Below are 26,563 nucleotides of genomic sequence, written 5' to 3' on the forward strand. Positions count from 1 at the left end.
TCTTCCTTTCGTATCCTGTTCTCTCACCAATCCACATTGTAGTCAATGTTGCACGTAAAAGCAAAGAATTACACTTATTCTTTTACTTCTAATCCTTTTATTGCATCGAACAAAAATTGCAGTGTCGGAACAGATCGTTGCTGTTTCTTAGCTTCTTCTAATACATATCCAACAATCGCACCGATTTCCGTTTGTCTATTTGCCCTTACATCTGCCAGCATAGATGATGTATTACGAGACGTTCTTTCACATACGTGACGTACCATTTTCCATACCATTTCTTTTTCTTCTTTAACAAGAAAAACGACTTCCTGAAAAACTTGCTCCATCAATCGATAAAAAAACGGGTTCGTAATCAACTCTCCGTTCTGGACTTGTAATAATGCTGTCAATGGATTGATACATACATTAACTACTAATTTTTTGTGCATGACATCCTTCCAATCATCTTCTATTTGAATCGGAAAATGAGGAAATGGAAAGCAATTAAATATTTTTTCAAAATGTATAGACTGGCCGTGCACGATTCCAAACTTCGTTACACCTATCCCCGTATGATAAACGATATGTCTTTCTTCTTTTTTTGCACCATGCTCTACAATCCCAACCGCAATATTTTCATTCCTTATTTGCTGCATAGCATGAAGGTGCGACATTCCGTTTTGCAAAAAGATTAATGAGGATTCCCCTCGCACAAAAGGTAGTATGTCAGTTATATGATATTGCTTAACAGCAATAAATATATAGTCTAGCTTCTGGTCTAGCATACTTTCTATTGGTAAAGCAGGTGGGAATACGGTTTCACGTTTTTCCTCCCTCATACAAGTTACACCCGTTCTATTCAATTCCTCAGCCTGTTTAGCTGTCCTTGTAAACAACGTAACATCTTGATTACTTTTTTGTAAATAAAATGCATATAACAGACCGATAGCTCCTGGTCCCACAACTCCGATTTTCATTTTCACACAAGGAACTCATATAAATACGTTACACAAGTCCCTTTTCCCTCCCCCTTTTTATCCCGCAAACGCCTGATTGGTGCGGAATCATAATTAACTAAAGGTGAACAAATCCCACTGATTACAGTTTCACTTTACCTTTCTCAATTCCATGAACATAGTTTACAATTTCATTACTCTTTAACAAACAAATGCAACCTCTACTTTCAATATGTATATACTACCTATTAATATGTTTCTACTCTTAGTTTAGCAAATCCTCAAAAAAATAATAAAAGAAATATACTATCTTCTTCATAAAAATAAAAAAATGAGTTATAATATTATTGTAAATATTTTTACTTTTCTGCATTCAACGAGACAAGAAAAGGATGTGATGTTATGGGATTCCCAAAAGTTGAGCGCTTGCTCATCAATTATAAAACATTAGACGAATTTAAAAAATTTAAAGGTTGCGGAGCTCAAGAACTATCCATGTTAGAAGAATTACAGGCAAACATTATTGAAAACGATAGTGAATCTCCATTTTACGGTATTTATTATGGCGGATCACTAATTGCACGTATGAGTCTATATATGAAAAGGAACGGCGGAGAACCATTCGAAATTACAGGTACTTACCTAGAACTCTATAAACTTGAAGTGTTACCAACTTTCCAAAAACAAGGATTCGGAGAAATGCTTGTAAATTATGCGAAGGGGCTACAGTTCCCAATTAAAACGATCGCACGTATCCATTCAGCTGGTTTTTGGGATAAATTAAATTTCCAGCCTGTATCAGTACCTGATGGTGATTTTTATGTTTGGAACCCAGAAACAAATTTGAATACGGTTACAAACGAAGAGTCTGCATAAGAAATAAAAAAACAGCTACATAGCAGCTGTTTTTTTATTTCTTTAACTTTTCTAATTTCCCATTCGAACGAGCGCTATTTCTTTCCGCTACCATTACACTTCTTTTTTGATCGATATAATCAAGCAATGTTCTATACTCTTCCTCATATACTGATAATCGCTCCAAAAGACTCTCTCTCTCTGTTTGTAACGATTCAATTTGCTGTTGCAACACCATTAAAGAGTTTTCATCTTTATAATTTTGCAAGAAATCAATAACATCATTCAATGTAATTGACGTAGGCTCTACTACCTTTGTCTCTTTTACTTCATAATTTTCTACTTTACGTAGTTGCTTCGCTTCTTCAATACGTTCTTTGTATTGCTTTCTAACGTAAGAATTCCATCTAAAGCCACATGCTGCTGGTGTACGAGATAAATGTCTTCCCACTTCTTTAAAGGCAGATAATTGCGTTCCACCTTCTCGAATATGCCGGAGTACTACTTCTGCCAGAAGCAAATCTTCATCATCAGTCCAAGCATCTTGTCTTGTTGTCGCCATCTCTCTAGTCCTCCCTATGCATTTTTTATTAAGCATATGCAGTTACTAGAAAAGATAGAATACAACAAATAAAGAATAAGACAAAAAAAATAAACGCAGAAGATATCTTCTACGTTTATTTTCCCGCAATTACTTGCTGATTACTTCTTTACCTTTGTAAGTACCGCATGCTTTACATACACGGTGAGCTAATTTCGCTTCACCACAGCTTGGGCACTCTACCATACCAGGTACTGATAATTTGAAATGCGTACGACGCTTTCTTTTTACTGTTTTAGAAGTTCTTCTAAAAGGTACAGCCATTCTTCCCACCTCCTTAAAAGAAATAGTTATTTTCATATGAAGGCCTAAACCAGTCTTCCGATTATTTGTCAAAAAACTTTGCAAGTCCTGCTAATCGTGGATCAACAGTCTTTTCTTTGTTTTCTTCCGAAATCACTTGCCAGTCTTGACCTTGCATCGGTGCTCCACCAGAAACATCATCACTGAAAATTTGCATTGGAATCTCCAAAAGTATATTTTCCTTGATTACGGGCAGTAAGTCAAGTACTTCTCCTTCTAAACAATGAATTTCAGCTTCAGTTTCAAATTCTTCTTGTGAAGTTTGGAACACCTCAGTTGTTTTAATGTCAAATGGTAATGTCACATCTACTAAAGAGCGAGAACATGGTAAAACCATGCTTCCAGTTATATGTAGATGGAACGTAAACTTACCGGAGCCAAAATCAACTCTTCCTGTTACATGAGCAGGATTAATTTCACGAATATCTTTCTCGACCTCTTGTAGCTCACTTACATCTACCATCTCATCCAATGTCAATCCTTTATTTCTCAATTTATTCAATTGATGGATGGACCATTTCATATCATATCACCTCAAGGCAACAAACAAAATTATAGCTAGCCATTTTATATTTGTCAATGTTTTTTCTTTACACTATAATGAAGTCATCATAGTAAATAATATATAGAGTATCACGTTTTTGAAAAAGATGCTACATCGAAAGGAGAGATTACCATAAAAGCCAGTGGTATTGTTGTTGAATATAACCCTTTTCATAACGGTCATGATTATCATGTGCAACAAACAAAAAAGTTAACACACGCCGATATTACAATCGCTGTTATGAGTGGCCCTTTTTTACAGCGTGGTGAGCCAGCACTCATATCCAAATGGTATCGTACCAAAATGGCCTTATCATGCGGTGTAGACCTTGTTGTAGAGCTTCCATACGCCTTCTCAACACAAAAGGCTGAAACCTTTGCAAATGGCGCTATTTCTATTTTAAACGCCCTGCGTGTTTCTGAAATTTGTTTCGGTAGTGAAGATGGGCAGATTGAAAATTTTCATAACACCATCTCTGTGCAAAAAAATGAAGAAGATACTTTTAATCGTCTTGTAAAGCAATTTATGAATGCAGGTAACAGTTACGCAAAAGCTACATCTGAAGCCTTCCTACACATTTTACCATCCGAAAAAAACATAGACATGTCACAACCGAATAACATATTAGGATTCCAATACATGAAATCAATTTTCTTACAAAATAGTTCTATGCAAGCACAAACGATAAAAAGATTCGCATCTCATTATCATGATGAAACATTTAGCGACCAACATATTGCAAGCGCAACTAGTATTCGTAAAAAACTTTTTAGCGAAAATAGTTCTTTTACAGAAATTGAGCCTTTTATCCCAAAAGCGACTGCTTCTCTTTTAGCAAGTTACAAACAAAACTACGGGATATTACATAATTGGGAACAATACTTTTCATTTTTCAAATACAAACTCATGACGATGTCTCCAGAAGACTTACGACATATATATGAAATAGAAGAAGGTTTAGAGCATCGTATTTTATCAAAAATACAAAACAGTTCCTCCTTCCATTCATTCATGGAAGCATTAAAAACGAAGCGTTATACATGGACTAGATTACAAAGAGCTTGTACACACATTTTAACAAATACAACAAAACAAGAAATACATAGCGCAAATATAGAGCAGCATGCACCGTACATTCGTCTACTAGGCATGTCACAAAAAGGACAAACTTACCTTTCAAAAAACAAGAAAAAAATAGAGCTTCCCATCCTTACCCATACAAAAACATTTGACCATCCTACTTTACATATAGAGCGAAAAGCCAATTCTGTATATTTCTCCATCATGCAAGAACCATTACGAACACAACTACTAAAACAAGATGCAACACACCATCCAATTCGTTATGATGAAACAACTGCAAAATTTCTATAAAAAACCTCTCTTTTTCAGAGAGGTTTATTTTTTCTCGCCCATTTTTTCCAAATACAGCAATGCATCATCCAGCGTATCAACTGGTACAACTTTCATTTTTGTTTTAATATCTTTCGCAGCCTCAAGCGCATCTTTATAATTCGATTTCTCCGCACCTTTTTCATTTGGCGCAAAGAACACTTCAGCACCAGCATCACTTGCAGCAACCACTTTTTGCTGAATACCACCAATCGGACCAATTTCTCCCTTTTCATTTATCGTCCCTGTTCCAGCTATTTCATGCCCTCTTGTTAAATCATCTTCCACAAGTTGATTATATATTTCTAATGTAAACATTAGGCCTGCCGATGGTCCGCCTATTTCATGAGAATCAATTTTCACTTTCGGATCTACCATTAATTCTCTTTCAGTAACGATAGAAACCCCTATACCAACACGCCCATTTCCATTCGGAATGGTCTTTACATTTAAATTTTCTTTTAACTGTTTTCCATTTCTCTTGTACTCAATATTTACTGCTTCCCCTTCTTTTTTCCCTGTCATATATTCAATAAATTGCTCCGTCTTTTCAAATGTTTTTCCGTCGACAGCTATGATGACATCTCCAAGCTTAAGCTTTCCTTCTGACGGCATCCCTTTCGCTACTCCTGCAACCAATACACCTTTATTTTCAAAAGAAACAGTACGGTTTGCACGTTTATACGCATTATAGATTGCTGCATTTTGCGAATCTTTCATCGCATAATTTTGGCGAAATTGATATTCTTCATCACTCTCACCTTTTTGCAATATTTCTTCCGCTTTCGAAATATGTGTATATTTATTAAACTGTGCCGCTATTAAATTCACCACATTTGCTGGTCCCATTGAAACCGTAACAAGCATAAAATCACCGGATTCTTTCGTTCCACCCTCAACTTGAACGTAAGGCTCTAATTTGGCCGCCATTCCTGGTTTTGTTACATAATACGGTAAACGTACGTAAACAAGTAACATCGCCAATATAACCCCTATTAAAATTGCATATATAAACCGAAAACGCTTAAACATTATGTTTCTCCTTCCACTGCTCAATTAATAAATAAATATTTGCAACATGTTTTTCCGCCTCTACTTCTCCAACTCGAATAATGTCTTCAATGTTTGTAAAAGCACGTGAACTAAATTGTTCTACAGCTGGTCGCATCATTAAATCCGATGCAATTTGTCGATTCATCACCAGCTCATGTTGCATAATTTCAATACTCTGCATAATTACATCATAAATAGACGTAACCTCTCCATTCACTTTAATCGGCGATACATCAACAGCAATAACAATATCGGCACCTAACTCTTTCACAACCGATACTGGAATGCGATCAATCACTCCGCCATCCACCAATAATCGTCCATCTATCTTTTCTGGTACAAACACTCCAGGTACAGATATGCTAGCTCTCACAGCCTCTGCAACAGGACCACTTGTAAAAACTACTTTTTCCCCCTTCAAGATGTCAGTAGCCACAACAGCCGTCGGGATATCTAACTCTTCTAAATTTTTATTATATGTAAACATTTTAATCATATCTTTGACACGTTTTCCAGCAATAAATCCCATTTTCGGAACTGTAAAATCTAAATAATATTTCCTCTTAAAAACATTTGCCAGTTTATACAACCTTTCAACGTTTGAGCTAGCTGCATAAAACGTACCTACTAAAGCCCCCATACTACTTCCTGCAATCATATGAATCGGTATACCATTTTCTCTTAAAACTTTTATAACACCAATATGCGCAAACCCTTTTGCGCCCCCAGATCCAAGAGCTAAACCAATTTTCGGTTCTTTCATTTTTCTCACCCTTTAATTTTTTTCATTCCTTTTTCATACTTATGGTCTAAATGCACTACGTATCCACGTATACTGAAATGAACGTTTTTTGGGACAAAGGGGGATTTACTTACATGTATGAAAAATGGAAAACGGCTTTTCTTACCCTATCAACACTATTTTTAACCTTTTCTCTTGTACTTCACCCCCAAGCTGCTTTGCAAGCTTCCATTCGAGGGTTAAATATATGGTGGGAAGTTGTATTCCCTTCACTTTTACCGTTTTTCATCATTGCGGAACTTCTAATTAGTATTGGTGTTGTAAAATTTATAGGTGTTATATTAGAACCACTCATGCGACCACTTTTTCGCGTTCCAGGGATAGGCGGATTTGTTTGGGCAATGGGAATGGCTTCTGGATTCCCTGCTGGCGCCAAATTAAGCGCTAGACTACGTAAAAGTAATCAGCTAACACAAATCGAAGCAGAACGCCTCGTATCTTTTACAAACTCATCTAATCCACTTTTTATTTTTGGAGCTGTTTCTATCGGTTTTTTCAATAATCCGAAATTAGGAATCGTATTAGCTGCTGCACATTATTTAAGTAACTTTGCCGTCGGGTTATTGATGCGTTTTTACGGCAATAACAATATTTCCACGAAGGATCAACATCCTACTAAAAAACGTCCTTTTCAAAACCCTTTTTCAGTCCTACACGAGACGCGCATGCAAGAAAAAAGACCATTAGGAAAATTACTTGGGGACGCTATCGTTTCTTCTATTCAAACGTTACTTATGATTGGTGGATTTATTATTTTATTCTCTGTTTTAAATAAAATGATTACTGTATTTCATATTACAGCAGCACTTTCTTTTATTATGCAACATATTTTATCATTCTTCCAACTAACTACAGAATTTAGTATTCCAATCTTATCAGGCATTTTTGAAATGACACTCGGTAGCCAAATGATTAGTCAAATAAATGAAACACCCCTCCTGCAGCAAGCTATGGTAACAAGCTTTATTTTAGCGTTTAGCGGCCTTTCTATTCAGGCACAAGTTGCTAGCATATTAGCTGAAACAGACATCCGATTTAAGCCCTATTTTTTCGCACGAATTATCCAAAGTATTCTGGCTCCTATTTTTACTTTTATATTTTGGAAACCATTTTATGAAAAAGTAAGCTCTTTTTCACCTATGCAAAAAGATATCCCCGTATTTTTATCGAATCATTCTTCTATACTGCAAGAAATTTGGACATCTTTTGTACACTATGGACCGATCTTTACTTTATTTTGTTTATATGTATATGTTATCTTATTATTTTTTCGTAGCAACAAAGAAAAACCCCGTTCACTTTAACGGGGTTTGAAACTTTTCTTTTAAAGCACGTTCTACAACAGGAGGTACAAGATCTACTACGCTTCCTCCATATCTCGCAACTTCTTTTACAATGCTCGAGCTTAAAAATGAATATTGGTTATTTGTCATAATAAAAAAGGTTTCAATATTTTCATCTAATTTTCGATTCATAGAAGTAATTTGCATCTCATATTCAAAATCAGAAACCGCTCGTAACCCACGCAAAATCGCATTTGCATTACGCATTTTCGCATACTCCACTAGTAGTCCACTATGTGAATCTACTTTTACATTCGGGATATCCTTTGTTGCTTCTCGAATTAAATCTAAGCGCTCTTCAACTGAAAAGAACGGTTTTTTTGACGAGTTGTTTAAAACTACTACGTATACCTCATCAAATACTTTTGCTCCCCTTTTAATAATATCCAGATGCCCAAGGGTAATTGGATCAAAACTTCCCGAAGAAATAGCTATACTAGTCATTCCGTCCCCTCACCTTCATACTTATAAATCGATATTGCTGTAATCCCATAATTTTCAGCTCTTACTTTTACAAGACTCCCTATAGAATCAGGTAAAACCACATCATTACCATGCTCTGACATAATTAATCCATCTCTATGTAGCAATCCATGTTGATCCATCACACTAATTAAAGATACAATTTTTTGATCTTTATATGGAGGATCAATTAATATAAGATCGAATGATATTTCACGTTTTATAAGAGCCTTTACCGCACGTTCTGCATCATTTCGATATACTTCAGCTTGTTCCTGTATTCGACAACTTTCTAAATTTTGATGGATTACTTTTATCGCTTTATTATCTCGATCAACAAAAATTGCTTTATCAATCCCTCTACTTATAGCCTCGATTCCAAGACCACCACTACCGCCAAATAAATCAAGAGCGATACCACCATCAAAATAAGGACCTATCATATTAAAGATTGATTCTTTTACTTTATCTGTCGTTGGACGTGTTGTATTACCTGGCACCGCTTTTAGTGGATGCCCTTTACATTTTCCTGAAACTACTCTCATCTGTTGTCACTACCTTTATTTCAATCTATCGAGCAATTATAGAAAACCTTTCTCCATTCGGTAACCGCTACCAAACTATACTATTCCATGAAATTTTCCATTCATTTCTCAACGAACAATAGGAGAACTTTGGCTTAAAATAACCGCTCTGCATTTTTATGTATTCATCTCACCATGCGCTAACACGAACCCAATATGTATATTCGTTTCACTTTATCTTTTTTATCCTATCATAAAATAAAAAAAAGAAAAATAAAAAGCCAAACATAAAATTTAATTTCATGATGTATATCTTCATTTAGATTGGACATAAATAATTATAACAACATCACCTTCGATGTTGTTGCCAACCGCGGAGAAGACTTACGTTTCCCCATAAGTTCTTCCTCCGGTTTCTCCTCTCCCTTTGCCTTCTTACTAGTACATGCTAGTATAAGAAGGGCCCTGCTTTGCAGGGTTTTTTTTCTTTGTCTACTTTTCATTTAAAAAGTGAGATGGTACAGTAAGTAAAAGAAAGAGGAGGAAAAAATATGATTCAACGCTTTATAGAACTCGGAGAAGGCTACTCTGATTTATATGAATTACTTGAAATTGCCAAAGCAAATCAAGAACGTATAACACATATGTTACAATTTGAAACGATTAAAAATGAAAAAAAAGTGTGCTCACTTGTTGTAATATTAAAACCAACTACTACTGGTGATTTCCAACCATTATACATATGTCGTGAAGGCATTCCTGTACTTGAAAATAAAAAAAGTAAACGCGTCATTTTATTTGAAGAAACGGCAGAACAACTAGGAAGAAAAGTGACTACCTTTACGGTAAAACCATCCACAACTTTCCCAGAAAAAGAACTGTTTTTCAATCATTTAATTGGTATTTTACGAATGAATAATTTCATTCCTCCAATGAAATAAAGTGTTATTTCAAGTAAAAAAATCCCCTACTAAAATTAGCAGGGGATTTTTTCTATTAACTATAATCGTATTCTTTTGCCCGATCAGGACGTGAATTTTCAAATTCCGTTTTTAAATACGGGCGGTACGACTGTTCTATCTTCTTCACAAAAGGAAGTTTGTTCAACTTTTGCATCATATGCTCAATTTGTTCCATATCACAATATACTACTGCGTATTTTAAGCGTTTTGATATGTAATGTATGTTACCATATTTCCTTAAAATCTTGGCATGTTTCAATGAATGTAAATAAACAATCATACTTTGTCGTTGCCCGAACATAATCTTCTCCATCTTCTCCTTTTAAAAACATATATTTTATATTTTATGAAAACCAATCAGAAATTTATGACATTACAGGACAAACTCTGTATACGTTTTCTTCTATCTTCTAAAAAACGGGGTAATTTACCCCGTTTTACAGCCACAACCTCCGCCGGTACCACAACCGCCACCACAGCCACCAGCATCAAAAAATGGATTTCCTGTTGGAACTTTGATGGAAGAAGACACCTCAGAACCGATTGCTACACTAACTTCATCTAACAACTTTTGCAAAGCTGTTTCTACTCGTTTAAAAGCTGCAACCTTATCATGTAAGTCTACAGAACGCTTTAACTCCCTCATTTTCGTCGAAACGAAAGTATAATCAGGATGGTATTTACCGAAACGTTGCACTTCTTCATATCGTTCTTTCATCGCTGTAAATTGCTGAATTAACGTCTGAACTTCCATATCTTCATGCAATTCTTTATAACACTTACGATAGTCTTCTGCTATATCTGAACAGATAATCGCTTTTGCAAGCTGCTCTGCCTTATCTAATATCAATACGCTTTCCAGCGTCGCTACAATCATGAGAGACACCTCCGAGTATTCATCATACCACATTTAGAATAGAACTACTAATTGAAGTGTCTCACTAAACAGAAAGATATCACTCTAACTATTTTCCGTATAATCCCAGCACATACTTATACATTAATATGTTCCGCAATATTATATTTCAGAACATCCCATTTCCCACTATTTTCTTTCACATAACTAATACATGCATTTTTTAATGGTGTCTTAAACGAAATATCTTCCGGTGCAATTGCATGTAAAATTGCTTTTATCGCATGTGAATGAGCTACAATGATAATACGTTTGCCAGAATGGGTTTCTGCAACATCTTTTATAGCAGCAAAGCAACGGGTTACAATCTCTTCATCTTGCTCCATACCTTCTACTTTACCTTCTGCAATTAGCTCCCTAACAGTCGCAACCGGCTTCCCAGAAGCTTCACCAAAATTACGTTCAACAAATCGCTCATCTAATAAAATCGATTGCAATCCTGCAGCCCCTGCAATTTCCTTAGCTGTTTCGTGCGCTCTAATTAATGGGCTACTTATAATTACATCCCATGCTTCCGCTTGCAAAGCAACTGCACTTTGACTTGCTTGCTTCTTTCCCACTTCATTAAGTGGAATATCTTCACGTCCCTGAATAATCTCTTGAAAATTCCAATCAGTTTGTCCATGTCGTACTAAACAAATTTCCGTCATGCTCATGCTGCAACTCCTTTTTAAATAATCCGCTTCTATTGTATCAAAAGTTCTGCATGACGGACATAGTTTTCCCTTCCAATTATGTTGTATTTTGCTGCTTCATATACTGAAACATATCGATCATAATGGAGGCAACTGCCAATTGGTTTTGAAATTTCTCAACTTTATCTGGTATCGTTTTTTTGAAATGCTGCATAGCCGCTAACTCAAATGCCTCTTTTTCTTCAGGGTTTCGCGTTAGTTTTCTATACCAGTACGGTTGCTCCCTAATATAGCGAGATAAATCCTCATCAGCCTTTATAAACTCCATAATTTCTGCTCTCATCCGCTTTCCCCCTAATCCTTCTGAAAGAAAAATGGATTATTTTCGGAAGTACTTTCTTCTTGCCGCGCGGGCTTCCCTTGAAATTGTTGAAAAACTTGTTGCACACTACCAATAGCACTCGTCACATTAGCTAAATGGTGTTGCATCTGTTCCACATCTAGCTTTTTAAAGAAAGAAAGCATTTGTCCCATCACATCAGCAGTTTTTTCCTCTTCAGTTCGATTATCTTTTTCTTTTTCTTTTTCTTTTTCTTGTTTATTTTCTTTTACCGAAGAAAAAGCTGGCGCTCCATCAGGCCTAAAAGTTGCCCATATCGGATCTTCTTCACCAAGTAAGTACCATTCTTCATAAAACTGTTGCCAAGTTTTGTGACCACTTCTAACCTCATGAACCATTTTAGGGTGATGGTTTACAAACTCTTTAAACTGTTGAACCGATGGATGTAACGGTCCTTTTGTTGTTGGCATAATCCTCACCTCTTCATGTATATCTACTATATAGTAAGAAAAAAAAGGCACATGGTTCGCCTATTTTTAGACGATTCATGCACCTTTTTATCCTGCTATTTGCATACGGTAAGATTCCGACCTACACTTCAGTGAATACGAAGTACTTAAACGTGAGGTTTCCCCTACACAACTTAAAATTTCACTTTATTTTCGAATAAAGTTTTGTGTATAAAACTTATCGTATACCCCAACACCTAATCCTGTAAATTGTTCATTTAATACATTCTTTCTATGCCCTTCACTATTTAACCAACCTTGCACCGCCGCAATTCCATCACTATGTTTCGCCGCTATGTTCTCACCAGCAAGTTGAAACCCTACTTTCCCGCGCTGTAAACGATCTCCTAACGTACCTAGTGTAGGTGAATCGTGTGAAAAGTAATTATTATCCTTCATATCTTTACTATGCCCTATAGCCACCTCTGCTGTTTGTTGATCCCAAGCTAACAGCGGTAACTTATGGCGACTTCGAATAATATTTGTTAAATCAAAAATTTGTTGCATATTCCCATTCTCTATTTGTTTCATTTTATCTGGAGTCAATGGTTGTTCAGCTAGTAATTCACCCGAATAAACAAGCTGATACGGTCTTTGGCGTAATAACGTTTCATCATCCATATAACGAACACCAACAAGCTCATGTGTAAAATGATCAAAATATAATTGTGCCCAGCCATCTTCTACAGGTATTAATGGTTGTTCCATCACTTCCGTGTCAGATAACTCAAATTGATAACTATTTTTCCCTCTTTTTAACGAAATCTCATGCGAGAGTGGATTCTTTTTATACACTTCTTCATACTTTTCATTTATATAATAAGGCGGCACCTTAACCTGCTCACCAGCAACATACGCCGTTACAACTTTTCGTTCTGCAACTCCAAATTGAACATACTTAGTTAAATCTTGATTATATACCCACCATTCATATCCGTAAGCAGATGGCTCTATTCGAGATGGTTCGCCCCATTTTGCTAATAAATTTTCAGAGTCCCCACCAATCATATTTAAAACAGTATCGGAAGAGTCTTCATTTACTTGTTTTTTCTTTTTCACAATTTTATTTTCTTGCTTTGATTGAGATGGGGTTAATATATATTGTGAAACGAGTAATTTCCCGTATAAATCAACAGCTAAAATTAAAAATGTAATCATTACGATACGCAATAATTTCTTCAATCGATATACCTCCTGCACAAAACATAAAATTGAGATATACACAAATCCTTTTCTTTCCTTTTTTGTGTGTACCGTACTCTTTTCACTATATCATATTTTCGCAAAAAAAGTCTGGATTCTACCTTTTCTCTCAATATGAATTGCACTTTCTTATTATTCATACTATTATAAAAATAATGATGTAACATGAAAAGAGGAGGTATTATATGCAATTTACAAATACGAAATTTAATGGGGCAGTCGTTGATTTAACACTATTAACAGAGATTATGGAAAAGAACCATTTTGTACTTGCTGGACAGTGGGATTATGAACGAGTTACATACGATTATAAATTTGAAATATTAAATGATATTTATTATTTGCGCGTACAAGGTTTGGCTGTTGAAGGTGATGTTGGTAGCAGACACGCTGAAATAAAGCTACTTCCTCCCTTATTAGGAAAACATTATTATCCTCACGGCGTTGAATATGGTGATGGTGAAACTTTCCCAACGAATGTACTTCAAAAAAGCGAACAACTCCTACAAAATATCGAAAAAGAGTTAAAAGAGTTCCAAATCATTGAGTAAATAGAAAAAGCGCATCATATTGATGCGCTTTTTCTATTTATCTTACTTAAGAATGAATCGTCTTTTTGACTGGATACCCATAAATAGTTCCATCCTTTACTTTAATCTCATCTTCCCAAGGAACCTTATATTTACCTTCAGCTAAATCTTTTACAAACGTATACGGGTTTTCTTTCACCCCTCCAGGAGTCGCTACATATCCCCTTGAACCTAAATTATATATATTATTTTCGAGACCCCATCCTAATCTAGCCTGATCTGCTAGCTCTGGATATACTTCGGCAGTAACAATCTCCCAAGGATTTCGGTGTCCCTGCACTAAAGTAGTCCCATCAAAATTACAAACTTGTCCTTCACCAAAGTAATAAAATACCCCATCATAACCCGCTAAGTTCACTGACAATGTATACATTAAGTTTTGCCATGCATTCGAACGATTAGTTAACATCCATTGTTCATTAACTTGTGTGCTATATCCAGAAATACGAATCAAGACATTTGCACCTTTATAAGCTGCTTCACGAGCTACTTCAGGAAACATACCATCATGACAAATACAAACAGCTAATTTACTTCCTCCAGGTCCATCACAAACAGGTAAGCCTAAATCTCCAGCTTTCCAAGGTTCGACTGGCACCCAAGGATTTAGCTTACGATACTTCAAAATCATTTCACCTTGTGGATCAATAATTATTGCTGTATTATACGGTTCTCCACCATCAGGGTTTCTTTCCATTATAGAAAAAACACCATATACCTCAGACTCTTTACATGCCTCAGCAAACAAGTCTGTTTCTGGCCCAGGAACTGTACATAAAAACTCTTCTGTAGTCCATTTTTTTGTATTAAGCCCTTGTGTACTATATTCTGGAAATACTATCAATTCCAATCCAGGATACCCTGATTTAGTTGAATGAATTGTTTTTATGATCTGTTTAATTTGTTTATCAATGTCTGCACGTGACTCTACTACCGGTACTGGATATTGTATTAATGCTGTTAAAAAACCACTAATTGGCTTTACCATACTTCCACTACTACCCATTTAAATTCCCCCTTAAAATAGTTCTTGTTTATTAAAGATAACAATATAAATTTGTAACTCTCTAAAAAACTTGCACTACACATGGAATTATTACGTATTAAAGCTAGTAGTAAATCTTATATCCACTTTTAGTACATGCCTACACTAACTTAACATGAATAAATTGAAAATTCAATCTTTTATAGTTTACTAAAACTATAAAAGTGTATGGAAACCCATACACTTTTTTACTTAGTCTGTAAATATGGCGGTAATTGTTGCAACTGCTCTTTATCTTTTTCACGCTCTCTACGTGCCCACCTAAAAAATACATAACCAATAATCGTACCGTACACTATTTCCTGGACAATTTTCATAATGATGCCACCTGTTTGTTGATCTTGTACGACTGGCATCCAGTGTAAAAATTCTGGTCCAGTTATATTTAAATCAGATAAAGTTCCCGCTGGTACACATAGTTCCATCGCCTTCATCCAAGCAGCCGGATCCGTATACGTTGCAAATAATGGCGCCGTCGCAAAAATGATTAACGCGCAAGCTGGCGTTAATAATATACCGTTAGCAAACATATAACCCAGTTTCTTTATATCACTTAACGTTTGATATTCTGGTAATGGATTTAGCATCGGCCACCACATCATGATTGCCGTAAAGAACAATATAGCGAGACAAATAGGATGAGCAATTTGACTTTGTTTTACTGTATCAAAAACAACTGGTAAATGATAAAAAGAAAACAGGCCATTAAATACAAACAATGCAATAAGTGGCTTAGCAAATATCTTCAATATAATTTGAACGAACTTAAAAGAAGTAATATAACGATATAACCAAACTGGTATACCAAGCAACAATAACGGTGGAACTGCAATATACATAACTGCCATTTCAAACATATGTGCACTAAATATAATATGACCAATTAAATCAATAGGCCCTCCCTTTACAAAATACAAAAGAACAATCCCGGTCGTAAAATAAAAAACTTGCTTCTTACTTACCTTTTTCGCATGTTCAAATCGCATTCTATATGGCCCAATAATTAAAAAGTACCCGATAAGGATCGAAAGCATAAATAGTAAAAAGATTGGACTCCATAGAGCTTGAAAACCAAATATCCACAAGTTACTCATTGTCACACCTACCTTCTTAAGGTTATCCTTTCACATAACATGAAGAGGGAGCTGTGACGACACAAGCTCCCTTATTCTTCACTTTTCAAATCCACACAATTGTCATAAAAGCTAAAATTGTAATTAACCCGATCAACAGACCAGAATAAAGAAAGAAACTTGCCGCTTCATGTCCTTTATGACTCATATGCATAAAATAATACAATTGAAAAATTACTTGTACCACTGCTAATAGTAAAATAAATGGTACTGAGAAAGTCGGACTAAAAGTTTTCGGATATGCGACTGCTGCAAATGCAACTAATGTTAAAAAAATCATTAATGCAAATGTAATAACTTGATGCTTCATTTCCTCCGCACTTTTTCTCTTCCGATAAACAAGATCAACTTTAGGATTATTCATTTGCTTTATCGCCATTGTTTATCCCACCATTCCCATCAAATATACTACAGTGAAAATAAACACCCAAACTACGTCAATAAAGTGCCAATAAATCGATGCAACATAAAACTTCGGTGCATTGTATAAATTTAGACCTCTCTTCGCATTTCTAAAGATTAATGTTAAAATCCAACATAATCCAAACAATACGTGGAGACCATGTGTACCAACAAGAGCATAAAACGCGGAACCAAATGCACTACTTCTCATAGTATGCTTAAATTCATGCGTATAATGATAAAACTCATATATCTCAAATGCTAAAAACCCTAAACCTAGCAACACTGTTACTAATAGCCAAAGTTGCATTTTCTTAAAGTTAAAGTTTTTCATATGATACATCGCATATACGCTCGTTAAGCTACTCGTTAATAAAAGCATCGTCATAATGAAAACGAGTGGCATTTGGAACATCTCTTGAGATGTTGGTCCACCATTTGTAGAATTCTTTAACGCTAAATATGTGCCAAACAAGGAAGCGAACAATACTGTTTCGCCTCCAAGAAATAACCAAAAACCGACAAACTTATTTTTTCCCTCAAGGGTTGCTTTTTCAGGCTCTGCTGGAAATGTTTCATTCGTTAATTTTTCATCTACATGCATTATGCCTTGCCCCCCTTATCTTCTAAATCTTCCTTATGAATATGATATCCATGATCATCGATTACTGAACGTAGGAACATTGTACCAAATGTAATGATTAAACCGATAATTGCTACTAATAACCAAAACTTATCTTTTCCACCCTGCATATACATTGCACCGAATGCCGCTATAAACAATCCTAAAGAAATGATAAATGGTGAAAACGATGGATTTGGCATATGAATATCACCAATTGGTTCCGCCGCTGTCATCTCTTTATTCCCTTCACGTTTTTCAATCCAAAACGGATCTAACCCGCGAACAAATGGTAATTGTTTAAAGTTATATTCTGGTGTTGGTGCTGGCATTGTCCATTCTAATGTACGTGCATCCCATGGATCACGACCAGCCTTTTCTTTTGAAACTGTCGTTTTAATTACATTGAATAGAAGAACAATCGTTCCAAGAGCCATAAATACCGCTCCAATAGAACTAATCATATTCCCCATTTCCAGCCCTTGGCCTTCAAGATATGTGTAGTAACGACGTGGCATACCAATTAAACCAAGGAAATGCTGTATGAAGAACGTTAAATGGAAACCGATAAAGAATAGCCAAAATGTTATCTTTCCTAACGTTTCATTCAATACTTTATTAAACATCAGTGGCCAATAATAATGAGCTCCTGCAAGTAAACCAAATACAACACCGCCGACAATTACATAATGAAAGTGAGCTACTACGAAATAGTTATCATGAAATTGATAATCCGCTGGTGCAGATGCTAGCATAACACCTGTAACTCCACCCATTACGAATGATGGAATGAAAGCTACTGCCCACATCATCGGTGTCGTAAAACGAATACTTCCTCCCCACATCGTAAAGAGCCAGTTGAATATTTTAATACCGGTCGGTACTGCAATCGCCATTGTTGCAACTGAGAAAATAGCATTTGCAACTGGACCAAGTCCAACAGTAAACATATGATGCGCCCATACCATAAATCCTAAGAATCCAATTAATACTGTCGCGAACACCATCGACGAATAACCAAATAATCGTTTTTTCGAAAATGTCGCGAAGATTTCTGAGAATATTCCGAAAGCTGGGAGTATAAGAATGTATACTTCTGGATGACCGAAAATCCAGAATAAATGCTCCCATATAATTGTATTCCCGCCCAATGCTGGATTAAAGAAACTTGTTCCAAATAAACGATCTAACATTAAAAGTCCTAATCCTACAGTTAACGGTGGAAAAGCGAATAATATTAGAGAAGATGTTACAAATGTCGTCCATGTAAACATCGGCATACGCATATACGTCATTCCTGGCGCACGCATATTAATAATGGTTACAAGGAAGTTAATACCTCCAATTAATGTACCAATACCGGAAATTTGCAAGCCGAGTACATAAAAATCAACACCATGGCCTTTAGAGGCTAAAGCTAAAGATGCATAAGATGTCCAGCCTGCATCAGGTGCTCCACCTAAAAACCAACTTAAATTTAAAAATACTCCACCAAAGAAAAATAACCAAAATCCGAGTGAATTCAAAAACGGGAACGCTACATCACGTGCACCAATTTGAAGTGGTACAGCGGCGTTCATAAATGCAAACACGAGTGGCATAGCTGCGAGGAAAATCATTGTTGTACCGTGCATCGTTAATACTTGATTATAAGCATCCCCAACAAGAAAAGCGTTGTTAGGAATCGCTAATTGAAGGCGAATAAATAGAGCTTCTATTCCGCCTATTATAAAAAACAATCCACCTGCAATTAAATAGAGAATGGCAATCTTTTTATGGTCTACTGTCGTTAAATAATCCCATATGACAGCACCCATCCCCTGTTTTTTTGCTACAGAACTCACGTTTTCAACCTCCCCTTCGCGAATAATCCCTCTTTACTTTTCAACTTTTAACGTTTGTAAGTATGCATTTAATGCATCAATTTGATCATCCGTTAAGTTGCCATATTTACCAGTCATTTTATTTCCTGGTTTCATATTTTCAGGATCTTTCAGCCATTTTTTTAAGTTTTCTTCATTGTTTTCGGCAATACCGGCAACCATATCGCGATCCGCAAAGTTTGCTAAGTTTGGTGCGATACGAGCGGAAGGTGGTCTACTATCATTAGATCCAACTGCGTGACAACCAATACAGCTTTTATTAAATATTTCTTGGCCCTCTTGCGCCTTTGTTGAAGCTACTTCTTTCTTCCCATCAATCTTCTTCATATCAGCAAGCCACTTTTTGTACTCGCTTTCATCTAAAGCTTTCACTTTGAATTGCATTAAAGAATGTGATGGGCCGCAAAATTCTGTACAAAAACCATTATAAGTGCCCGATTTATCTGCCTTTAACCACATTTTGTTCACATTGTCTGTATTTGTATCCATTTTCCCAGCTAAAGATGGAACCCAAAACGAATGTTTAATATCGGCACCCTTCAAATTCAAATACACTTTCTTACCTGTGGGGATGACTAAATCTTGAGAAGTCACTATTTTTTCTGATTTATAAGAAAATTCCCACCAATAAAGATTCGCTGTTACATCAACAACGATAGTATCTTTATCAATATTCTTTTTCTCCATCGCACTTACATCAGCAAGTTTGAATGTATATGTAACCGTCGGAACAGCTAAGATTAACAAAAGAATAATCGGAATAACTGTCCAAATAATTTCTAGTTTGTGATTCCCTTCAACTTGCTCTGGAATATAATCTTCCTGACCTTTCTTTTGTCGGAAACGCACAATTACATATAAGAAAATAATAGTAACTACTAGTACTACTCCTACCATAATCGCAGTTGCTAGTAAGAGCAAATCATATTGCATTTTTGCTACTTCTCCTTGCGGAATTAAAGTAGATTGAAAGGCTTTACCGCATCCCCCTAACAGTAAAGCCAGCAGTGAAACGAACGAAAGCAGTCGCCACTGTTTCTTCATACAAACAACCCCCACTTTCCTTGTGAATTAGATTGTACTTTATAGTTAAGTAAAGTAAATCTCAACGTAAAGAAATCCAATTATGTCGTTGTCTTAGAAGAATGTAACTACAATCATTGATACAAATAAGATTGTTAAATAATTTAGGGAATAAACAAACATTTGTACGGACCATTTGATGTCATCTTGCTTACGGAAGCCATAAAATCCTAAAACGATCCATCCGATGTTTAACAATGTTGCAATTACCATAAATGTTATCCCTAGTCCACTCATATAAAATGGTAGTGGTAATAAACATACTGTCCAAATCATAATTTGGCGTTTCGTAATTTCAAATCCATGAACTACAGGAAGCATTGGAATTCCTGCATTTCGATATTCATCAACACGTTTCATCGCTAATGCGAGGAAATGTGGGATTTGCCAAATAAACATAATTAAAAATAACATCCAAGCAATTGGATGGCCTAAAGATGGATCGATTGCTGCCCATCCAATTAAAGGTGGAACTGCTCCAGATATACTACCTACAACAGTATTTAGTGTATACTTTCTCTTTGTCCATAACGTATATAAGACAACATATGTGAAAGCACCAATAAATCCCATTAATACTGCCATTGGTGTTGTTAATAATAAAAATACAAATCCAAGAAGTAATATAACTAGTCCAAATGTAAGTGCAAATCCCGGTTTATACTTCCCAGTAACTGTTGGACGGGTTTTTGTTCTTTCCATTAACGGGTCGATGTCTCGATCAATGTAGTTATTTAAACAACATACCCCTGCCATAATTAATCCAGAACCAACGATTGTAAAGAATAACTTATCCAGATTGTCCATCACACTTAATCCATTAAAATGTAATGCCAACCAAAATCCTGTAAATACAGTAAGTGTATTTGAGTTTACAATCCCCATTTTAACGAGCGCTGATAAATCTTGTAGCCGAGTTGTTTCCGGTACACTTGTAACAGCTGACTCATCATGCAGCTCACTTGTTGCATGGCTCATCACTTTAACCCCCTCTTAAAACTTTCATCTTTCTTTTTGCGCCTATTTCGAATGAAATATTTCGCTTCTATATAGCAATATTATTACAGTAGAAATATTGTTAATCCATTCTACTACTAATCTACGCCCATACTCCAATATATTAAATCATATTTCCCGAACATTTTGTGAAGAAAACATGAACTTTTTGTGTCGAATATAAAAACTTAATTCTTACTTGTCCTTATCATAACATGATGTTACCTTCTATAATAAACTTTTTTGTCATATTTAACACGTATTCTCCCCATATCTTTTCAAAATAGCCTGTTTTCCACCTAAAAATTCCCTTATATATCCTATTTCCACACCCATTTTCTCTCCCCTGTCTGCCCCCGCCATTTCTTTGCTATTTTATTATTTTTTATATATCATAGGAACTAGCGCTTTTTATTCTATACATAATGGAATGAAAATATTTCGCAATAACTTCATAGCAGAAAGATGGTGAAATAGATTGCAACGCTTTATTAAATGGTTAGCAGTCATTACGAGTCTTGATTTATTAATAGTTTTACTAGGAGGCGCCTTAGTTACAAAAACAGGTTCTGGCCAAGGGTGCGGTAAATCATGGCCACTTTGTAACGGTGAATTTGTTCCATCTAATTTATCAATGGAAACTATTATTGAACTAAGTCACCGCCTTACATCAGGATCAGCAGGAATTCTTGTCACTCTCCTTTGTATTTTGTCCTGGAAATATTATAAACATGTGCGCGAAACAAAAACGTTAGCAATTTTATCCTTCGTATTTTTAGTTGCGCAAGCATTAATGGGAGCGGCAGCAGTTGTTTGGGGACAAATGCCAGCTGTACTTGCTATCCATTTCGGTATTTCCTTAATTTCATTTGCTTCTGTCATTTTATTAACGTGTCTTATCTTTGAAATTGATCAGAAATTTGATGCACGTTCACTTATTATGGACAAAAAAATGAAATTTCATATTTATGGTGTAACAATTTACAGTTATATTGTCGTCTACACAGGTGCTTTAGTACGTCACGAACGAGCTAGCTTAGCCTGTCCAGACTTTCCTTTATGTAGCAAAAATAGACCTATGCCAACTCAACTACATGAATGGGTTCAAATGGGACATAGAGTTGCAGCGATGTTAATTTTCGCTTGGATACTATACGCGATGATTCTCGCTATTCGCCATTACAAGCAGCAGCCTGTCGTATACTGGGGATGGATCATTTCATTTATCCTTGTTACACTTCAAGCTATCGTAGGAATTTTAGTCGTATTTACAAATGCTAATTTAGTAATGGCATTATTACATTCACTATTCATTTCTTGCTTGTTTGCTGTACTATGCTATTTAGTTATGTTAGGTACACGAAGTAAAGTGAATGCAAAAGAAGCTGAATCAACTTCTAAACAAACAAAATAAATTTAAATTAAAATACCTTGCTGAATTGGCAAGGTATTTTTTGCAATAAAGTGAAACTTTAATCAGTGGGGTCTTCATCCCCCACTGATTATTAGCCCGCACCAATCAGGCTTTTATGGGCAGTTGATCCCCCATCTAACTTCTTTGTTTTCGCTGAATTTTGAGGCGGGTGTCTTACTGCCCGGCGAATAGCGGGATAAAGAAAAAGAGCTGCATTTACACAGCTCTTTTTCTTTTTTAGTGATCTAATTCAATCAGTAAGTCACCCGTTTGAATTGCATCTCCATCGTTAACATATACTTTTTTCACTTTACCATTGAACGGCGCTTGAACTGTCGTTTCCATTTTCATCGCTTCTGTAATTGCCATAGAATCGCCTTTTTTCACTTCATCGCCTTCTTTAACAACTACTTTAATAACCGTTCCTGGCATTGTTGCACTAATGTGGTTTGGGTTTTCACGGTTTCCTTTCACACGTTGTGCCACTGTTGCTTTCACACTTTCGTCTTTCACAACTATCTCACGTGGTTGACCGTTAAACTCCAAGTAAAGAACACGATTTCCATCTGGCTGAGGCTCTCCGATTGATACTAGTTTAACCATCAATGTTTTACCTTGTTCGATTTCCACATTGATTTCTTCACCAAGTCTCATACCATAGAAGAATGTCGGTGTATCAAGCACAGATACACTTCCATAAAGCTCAGCAACTTTTTCGTAATCCATAAATACTTTTGGATATAATGCATATGCAACTACATCAAAAATCGTCACTTCGCGTCCAAGCTTATGGAATAGCTCTTCTTTTAACGCGTCGAAATCTACTGGCTCTAATAATTCACCCGGTCTTACTGTTAATGGCTCTTTCCCTTTTAAAATAATTTCTTGCAACTTTTTCGGGAAACCACCATATGGCTGTCCTAAATCTCCTGAGAACATTTCAACAACAGATCCTGGGAAGTCCATAGAATGCCCACGCTCTAAAACATCTTGTTCTGTTAAGTGATTTTGAACCATAAATAATGCCATATCACCGACAACTTTAGATGATGGCGTTACTTTAACAATATCGCCAAACATGTCATTCACACGGCGGTACATTACTTTCACTTCATCGAAGCGATCTCCTAAACCAACCGCTTTCGCTTGTTGTTGTAGATTACTATACTGTCCGCCTGGCATTTCGTGCATATATACCTCTGTATGAGGTGCATTCATACCACTTTCAAACGGTGCGTAGTATTTACGTACATCTTCCCAATAATGAGATAGTTTTTCTAATGAATCTATATTAACGTCTGGCTGTCTTTCGTTTCCACCTAATGCATAGTATAGCGTGTTCGCACTTGGTTGTGACGTTTGACCAGCCATAGAACTTACTGCTACATCGACAATGTCAACACCTGCTTCAATTGCCTTTGTATACGTTAATATACCATTTCCACTCGTATCGTGTGTATGCAAGTGAATCGGAATCGATACCGTCTCTTTTAATGCAGAAACTAAATCATATGCCGCATTAGGTTTTAATAAGCCTGCCATATCTTTAATTCCTAATATATGTGCTCCTGATGCTTCTAACTCTTTTGCTAAGTTTTTATAGTAATTTAAATCATATTTACTACGTAACGGATCATGAATATCTCCTGTGTAGCACATTGTTGCTTCTGCAATTTTACCAGTATCTCGTACAGCATCAATCGCAACTCTCATACCTTCTACCCAGTTTAAGCTATCAAAAATACGGAACACATCAATTCCAGCTTGAGCAGAACATTCCACAAATTTTTGAATTAAATTATCCGGATAGTTTTTGTAACCAACTGCGTTTGAAGAGCGAAGTAACATTTGGAATAAAACGTTTGGCATTTTTTCACGAAGATCTAGTAATCGTTCCCATGGATCTTCCTTTAAGAAACGATATGCAACATCAAACGTTGCACCACCCCACATTTCCGCTGAGAATAGGTTCGGTAACATTCTCGCTGTCGGCTCTGCAATTTGATGTAAATCTTTTGTACGAATACGCGTCGCCAGTAATGACTGATGCGCATCACGGAATGTTGTATCCGTTAAAAGTACACGCTTTTGATCTTGTACCCATTTTACTAATCCGTCCGCTCCACGCTCATCCAAAATTTGTTTTGTTCCATTTTGAACCGGCTCTGAGTGTAATACATTCGGTATACGAGCATCCGGGAAAATTGGTTTCTCTTTTTTCCCTACTCCTGGGAAGCCATTTACTGTTACTGACCCAATGTAATTTAACATTTTTGTTCCGCGGTCTTTACGTTTCGGGAACAGGAATAGTTCAGGTGACGCATCAATAAATGAAGTGTCATATTCTCCTGATAAGAAGTTTTTATGTTTTACTACATTCTCTAGGAATGGAATATTTGTTTTAATACCACGAATACGGAATTCTTTTAAGTTACGTTCCATTTTCGCAGCAGCTTGTTCAAAAGTAAGTGCCCATGTTGTAACTTTTACAAGTAAAGAATCATAGTACGGTGTAATAACAGCACCTTGGAAACTATTACCTGTATCAAGACGAACACCGAAACCACCGCCTGATCGGTATGCCATAATTTTCCCTGTATCCGGCATGAAATTATTTAGTGGGTCCTCAGTCGTTACACGAGATTGGATCGCAAATCCATGAACAACTACTTCCTCTTGCTTCGGAACACCTACCATTTTACTATGTAATGCATGTCCATCAGCTATTAAAATTTGCGATTGAACGATATCTACCCCTGTGATCATTTCTGTAATTGTATGTTCAACTTGAACACGCGGATTTACTTCAATAAAGTAAAACTCATCACCTTTTACAAGAAATTCTACTGTTCCTGCGTTTAAATAATTTACATTTTTCGTTAATTTCACAGCAGCATCACAAATACGCTGACGCAAATCATCTGAAAGCGACACACTAGGTGCGATTTCTACCACTTTTTGGTGACGACGTTGTACAGAACAGTCACGCTCGTATAAATGAATAACATTGCCCTCTTCATCTGCTAAAATTTGAACTTCTATATGTTTAGGTTTTTCAACGAATTTTTCAACGTATACTTCATCATTACCAAAGGCTGCTTTCGCTTCTGACTTCGCTCGATTATACGATTCTCTTAATTCTTCACTACTACGTACAATACGCATACCACGACCGCCACCGCCAAGGGAAGCTTTAATAATAATCGGGTAATCATACTTTTCAGCAAATTCTCCAACTTCTTCTACTGAATTTACCGGCCCATCACTACCAGGAATAACTGGAATTTGTGCTAGCTGCGCTTGTGTTCTTGCTTTCACTTTATCTCCAAACATATCTAAATGCTTACTCTTTGGACCAATAAAGATAATCCCTTCTTCTTCACAACGTTTTGCGAATTGAATATTTTCTGACAAGAAACCATATCCAGGGTGGATTGCATCTACATGATTACTTTTCGCAATCTCAATAATGCCCTCAATATCTAGATAAGCATCAATTGGCTTTTTCCCTTCCCCAACTAAATAGGACTCATCGGCTTTATAACGATGATAAGAACCACTATCCTCTTTAGAATAGATTGCAACTGTTTTTAATCCAAGTTCCGAACAAGCTCGAAACACACGAATTGCAATCTCTCCACGGTTAGCTACCAATACTTTTTGAATACGTTGCAGCTTTGTCATGATTTTCCCCCTCTACTTTCCTACCACTCTAGAGATAAAATATATACACACCCTAAAGAGCGTGAAGTTCTTCACTTTCTACATTATATTATACTTAGAAAGCTTCACTTTATTTTTATCCATCATACCTTATTTTTTAACAAATGATAAGTTTTCTGATCAATTTGTTTCACAAAAATAGTATAGCATACCTCTTCCTTTTCTAACAACTTAATTGTATATCACATTTGATTTAATGTGATATATTTTTTAGTGTATATACCAATTAATGCATCCTATTTAATGTTTCTTGCACATAAAAAAACACATCGCGCTCTAAAGCACAATGT

28 protein-coding genes are annotated in these 26,563 nt (G+C 36.0%); 6 read left to right on the top strand and 22 right to left on the bottom strand.

Annotated features, from left to right (window positions below):
- Positions 1 to 74: 74 nt before the first annotated feature.
- Positions 75 to 965 carry a 2-dehydropantoate 2-reductase gene (panE, locus tag GFJ36_RS20355; RefSeq protein ID WP_088064312.1) on the bottom strand — a complete coding sequence of 297 codons (891 nt, stop codon included), beginning with the start codon at positions 963 to 965 and terminating at the stop codon, positions 75 to 77.
- Between the two features lie 375 nt (positions 966 to 1,340).
- On the opposite strand from panE, the gene GFJ36_RS20360 reads away from it, so the two are divergent.
- Positions 1,341 to 1,814 (top strand): N-acetyltransferase, encoded by a 474-nt coding sequence (locus GFJ36_RS20360; protein WP_000506704.1) that lies wholly within the window; start codon positions 1,341 to 1,343, stop codon positions 1,812 to 1,814.
- Positions 1,815 to 1,848: 34 nt separating this feature from the next.
- On the opposite strand, the gene GFJ36_RS20365 is transcribed toward GFJ36_RS20360, so the two are convergent.
- From GFJ36_RS20365 to GFJ36_RS20375, 3 genes are all read right to left on the bottom strand, one after another.
- Entirely contained in the window at positions 1,849 to 2,355 is a 507-nt protein-coding gene (locus GFJ36_RS20365) for an RsfA family transcriptional regulator (RefSeq protein WP_000246481.1), read from the bottom strand.
- 129 nt (positions 2,356 to 2,484) lie between these two features.
- Positions 2,485 to 2,658 (bottom strand): 50S ribosomal protein L32, encoded by a 174-nt coding sequence (gene rpmF, locus GFJ36_RS20370; protein ID WP_001984764.1) that lies wholly within the window; start codon positions 2,656 to 2,658, stop codon positions 2,485 to 2,487.
- Positions 2,659 to 2,719: 61 nt separating this feature from the next.
- Complete coding sequence (locus tag GFJ36_RS20375) at positions 2,720 to 3,220, bottom strand: YceD family protein (protein WP_000872150.1); 501 nt, start codon at positions 3,218 to 3,220, stop codon at positions 2,720 to 2,722.
- A 153-nt stretch (positions 3,221 to 3,373) separates the two neighbouring features.
- Here GFJ36_RS20375 and GFJ36_RS20380 point away from each other — a divergent pair, with 153 nt between their 5' ends.
- A complete protein-coding gene (locus GFJ36_RS20380; protein ID WP_176546123.1) occupies positions 3,374 to 4,615 on the top strand; it encodes a nucleotidyltransferase in 1,242 nt (413 codons plus the stop codon).
- A 24-nt stretch (positions 4,616 to 4,639) separates the two neighbouring features.
- Here the strand turns inward: GFJ36_RS20380 and GFJ36_RS20385 are convergent, their stop codons facing one another.
- Together GFJ36_RS20385 and GFJ36_RS20390 are read right to left on the bottom strand one after the other, a co-directional pair.
- Positions 4,640 to 5,665 (bottom strand): SepM family pheromone-processing serine protease, encoded by a 1,026-nt coding sequence (locus GFJ36_RS20385; protein ID WP_000476311.1) that lies wholly within the window; start codon positions 5,663 to 5,665, stop codon positions 4,640 to 4,642.
- Positions 5,658 to 6,449: a patatin-like phospholipase family protein gene (locus GFJ36_RS20390; protein ID WP_000662602.1), complete on the bottom strand. Its 792-nt coding sequence runs from the start codon at positions 6,447 to 6,449 to the stop codon at positions 5,658 to 5,660. The genes GFJ36_RS20385 and GFJ36_RS20390 overlap by 8 nt, the downstream gene beginning before the upstream one ends.
- Positions 6,450 to 6,562: 113 nt before the next feature.
- Here GFJ36_RS20390 and ylbJ point away from each other — a divergent pair, with 113 nt between their 5' ends.
- Entirely contained in the window at positions 6,563 to 7,792 is a 1,230-nt protein-coding gene (gene ylbJ / locus GFJ36_RS20395) for a sporulation integral membrane protein YlbJ (protein ID WP_088064314.1), read from the top strand.
- Here the strand turns inward: ylbJ and coaD are convergent.
- Positions 7,784 to 8,275, bottom strand: coding sequence for a pantetheine-phosphate adenylyltransferase (gene coaD / locus GFJ36_RS20400; protein ID WP_000200598.1), 492 nt, complete (start codon positions 8,273 to 8,275; stop codon positions 7,784 to 7,786). The two genes, ylbJ and coaD, sit on opposite strands and share 9 nt — an antisense overlap.
- Positions 8,272 to 8,838 carry a 16S rRNA (guanine(966)-N(2))-methyltransferase RsmD gene (gene rsmD, locus GFJ36_RS20405; RefSeq protein ID WP_001266975.1) on the bottom strand — a complete coding sequence of 189 codons (567 nt, stop codon included), beginning with the start codon at positions 8,836 to 8,838 and terminating at the stop codon, positions 8,272 to 8,274. The genes coaD and rsmD overlap by 4 nt, the downstream gene beginning before the upstream one ends.
- A 530-nt stretch (positions 8,839 to 9,368) precedes the next feature.
- Between rsmD and GFJ36_RS20415 the strand changes: the two genes are divergently transcribed.
- On the top strand, positions 9,369 to 9,758 hold the full coding sequence (locus GFJ36_RS20415) for a DUF7147 family protein (RefSeq protein ID WP_000616012.1): 390 nt from the start codon (positions 9,369 to 9,371) through the stop codon (positions 9,756 to 9,758).
- A gap of 55 nt (positions 9,759 to 9,813) precedes the next feature.
- On the opposite strand, the gene GFJ36_RS20420 is transcribed toward GFJ36_RS20415, so the two are convergent.
- The 6 genes from GFJ36_RS20420 to GFJ36_RS20445 form a co-directional block, all read right to left on the bottom strand.
- On the bottom strand, positions 9,814 to 10,080 hold the full coding sequence (locus tag GFJ36_RS20420) for a YlbG family protein (RefSeq protein ID WP_002080814.1): 267 nt from the start codon (positions 10,078 to 10,080) through the stop codon (positions 9,814 to 9,816).
- Positions 10,081 to 10,206: 126 nt separating this feature from the next.
- A complete protein-coding gene (locus GFJ36_RS20425) occupies positions 10,207 to 10,656 on the bottom strand; it encodes a YlbF/YmcA family competence regulator (protein WP_000634355.1) in 450 nt (149 codons plus the stop codon).
- A gap of 116 nt (positions 10,657 to 10,772) precedes the next feature.
- Positions 10,773 to 11,345, bottom strand: coding sequence for a histidine phosphatase family protein (locus GFJ36_RS20430; protein ID WP_033657734.1), 573 nt, complete (start codon positions 11,343 to 11,345; stop codon positions 10,773 to 10,775).
- Between the two features lie 82 nt (positions 11,346 to 11,427).
- Positions 11,428 to 11,673: a YlbE-like family protein gene (locus GFJ36_RS20435; RefSeq protein ID WP_001200991.1), complete on the bottom strand. Its 246-nt coding sequence runs from the start codon at positions 11,671 to 11,673 to the stop codon at positions 11,428 to 11,430.
- An 11-nt stretch (positions 11,674 to 11,684) separates the two neighbouring features.
- A complete protein-coding gene (gene ylbD / locus GFJ36_RS20440; protein WP_001143338.1) occupies positions 11,685 to 12,140 on the bottom strand; it encodes a YlbD family protein in 456 nt (151 codons plus the stop codon).
- Between the two features lie 186 nt (positions 12,141 to 12,326).
- Positions 12,327 to 13,361: a CAP domain-containing protein gene (locus tag GFJ36_RS20445; RefSeq protein WP_097889654.1), complete on the bottom strand. Its 1,035-nt coding sequence runs from the start codon at positions 13,359 to 13,361 to the stop codon at positions 12,327 to 12,329.
- 206 nt (positions 13,362 to 13,567) lie between these two features.
- Between GFJ36_RS20445 and GFJ36_RS20450 the strand changes: the two genes are divergently transcribed.
- Positions 13,568 to 13,933: a YugN family protein gene (locus tag GFJ36_RS20450; protein ID WP_001160938.1), complete on the top strand. Its 366-nt coding sequence runs from the start codon at positions 13,568 to 13,570 to the stop codon at positions 13,931 to 13,933.
- 46 nt (positions 13,934 to 13,979) lie between these two features.
- On the opposite strand, the gene GFJ36_RS20455 is transcribed toward GFJ36_RS20450, so the two are convergent.
- The 7 genes from GFJ36_RS20455 to ctaB all read right to left on the bottom strand — a co-directional run bounded on the left by GFJ36_RS20455 (position 13,980) and on the right by ctaB (position 21,118).
- The gene (locus GFJ36_RS20455; RefSeq protein WP_157349728.1) at positions 13,980 to 14,978 is read right to left on the bottom strand and encodes a formamidase; all 999 of its coding nucleotides are present in this window, start codon (positions 14,976 to 14,978) and stop codon (positions 13,980 to 13,982) included.
- A gap of 227 nt (positions 14,979 to 15,205) precedes the next feature.
- Positions 15,206 to 16,111: a cytochrome c oxidase assembly factor CtaG gene (ctaG, locus tag GFJ36_RS20460; RefSeq protein ID WP_000069010.1), complete on the bottom strand. Its 906-nt coding sequence runs from the start codon at positions 16,109 to 16,111 to the stop codon at positions 15,206 to 15,208.
- Between the two features lie 85 nt (positions 16,112 to 16,196).
- Positions 16,197 to 16,529, bottom strand: a complete 333-nt coding sequence (gene ctaF, locus GFJ36_RS20465) for a cytochrome c oxidase subunit IVB (RefSeq protein ID WP_000985692.1) — start codon at positions 16,527 to 16,529, stop codon at positions 16,197 to 16,199.
- Positions 16,530 to 16,532: 3 nt separating this feature from the next.
- Complete coding sequence (gene ctaE / locus GFJ36_RS20470; RefSeq protein WP_000557858.1) at positions 16,533 to 17,156, bottom strand: cytochrome c oxidase subunit III; 624 nt, start codon at positions 17,154 to 17,156, stop codon at positions 16,533 to 16,535.
- Positions 17,156 to 18,991, bottom strand: coding sequence for a cytochrome c oxidase subunit I (ctaD, locus tag GFJ36_RS20475; RefSeq protein WP_170956742.1), 1,836 nt, complete (start codon positions 18,989 to 18,991; stop codon positions 17,156 to 17,158). The genes ctaE and ctaD overlap by 1 nt, the downstream gene beginning before the upstream one ends.
- 60 nt (positions 18,992 to 19,051) lie before the next feature.
- Positions 19,052 to 20,101, bottom strand: a complete 1,050-nt coding sequence (coxB, locus tag GFJ36_RS20480; protein ID WP_000745278.1) for a cytochrome c oxidase subunit II — start codon at positions 20,099 to 20,101, stop codon at positions 19,052 to 19,054.
- A gap of 93 nt (positions 20,102 to 20,194) precedes the next feature.
- The gene (gene ctaB / locus GFJ36_RS20485; protein ID WP_000017546.1) at positions 20,195 to 21,118 is read right to left on the bottom strand and encodes a protoheme IX farnesyltransferase; all 924 of its coding nucleotides are present in this window, start codon (positions 21,116 to 21,118) and stop codon (positions 20,195 to 20,197) included.
- 496 nt (positions 21,119 to 21,614) lie between these two features.
- On the opposite strand from ctaB, the gene ctaA reads away from it, so the two are divergent.
- On the top strand, positions 21,615 to 22,550 hold the full coding sequence (ctaA, locus tag GFJ36_RS20490; protein WP_001188735.1) for a heme A synthase: 936 nt from the start codon (positions 21,615 to 21,617) through the stop codon (positions 22,548 to 22,550).
- Between the two features lie 237 nt (positions 22,551 to 22,787).
- On the opposite strand, the gene pyc is transcribed toward ctaA, so the two are convergent.
- Positions 22,788 to 26,234 (bottom strand): pyruvate carboxylase, encoded by a 3,447-nt coding sequence (gene pyc, locus GFJ36_RS20495; RefSeq protein WP_097889653.1) that lies wholly within the window; start codon positions 26,232 to 26,234, stop codon positions 22,788 to 22,790.
- Between the last annotated feature and the right edge of the window lie 329 nt (positions 26,235 to 26,563).

The organism is Bacillus sp. EE-W1, from assembly GCF_009760835.1.
Classification (GTDB): domain Bacteria; phylum Bacillota; class Bacilli; order Bacillales; family Bacillaceae_G; genus Bacillus_A; species Bacillus_A wiedmannii.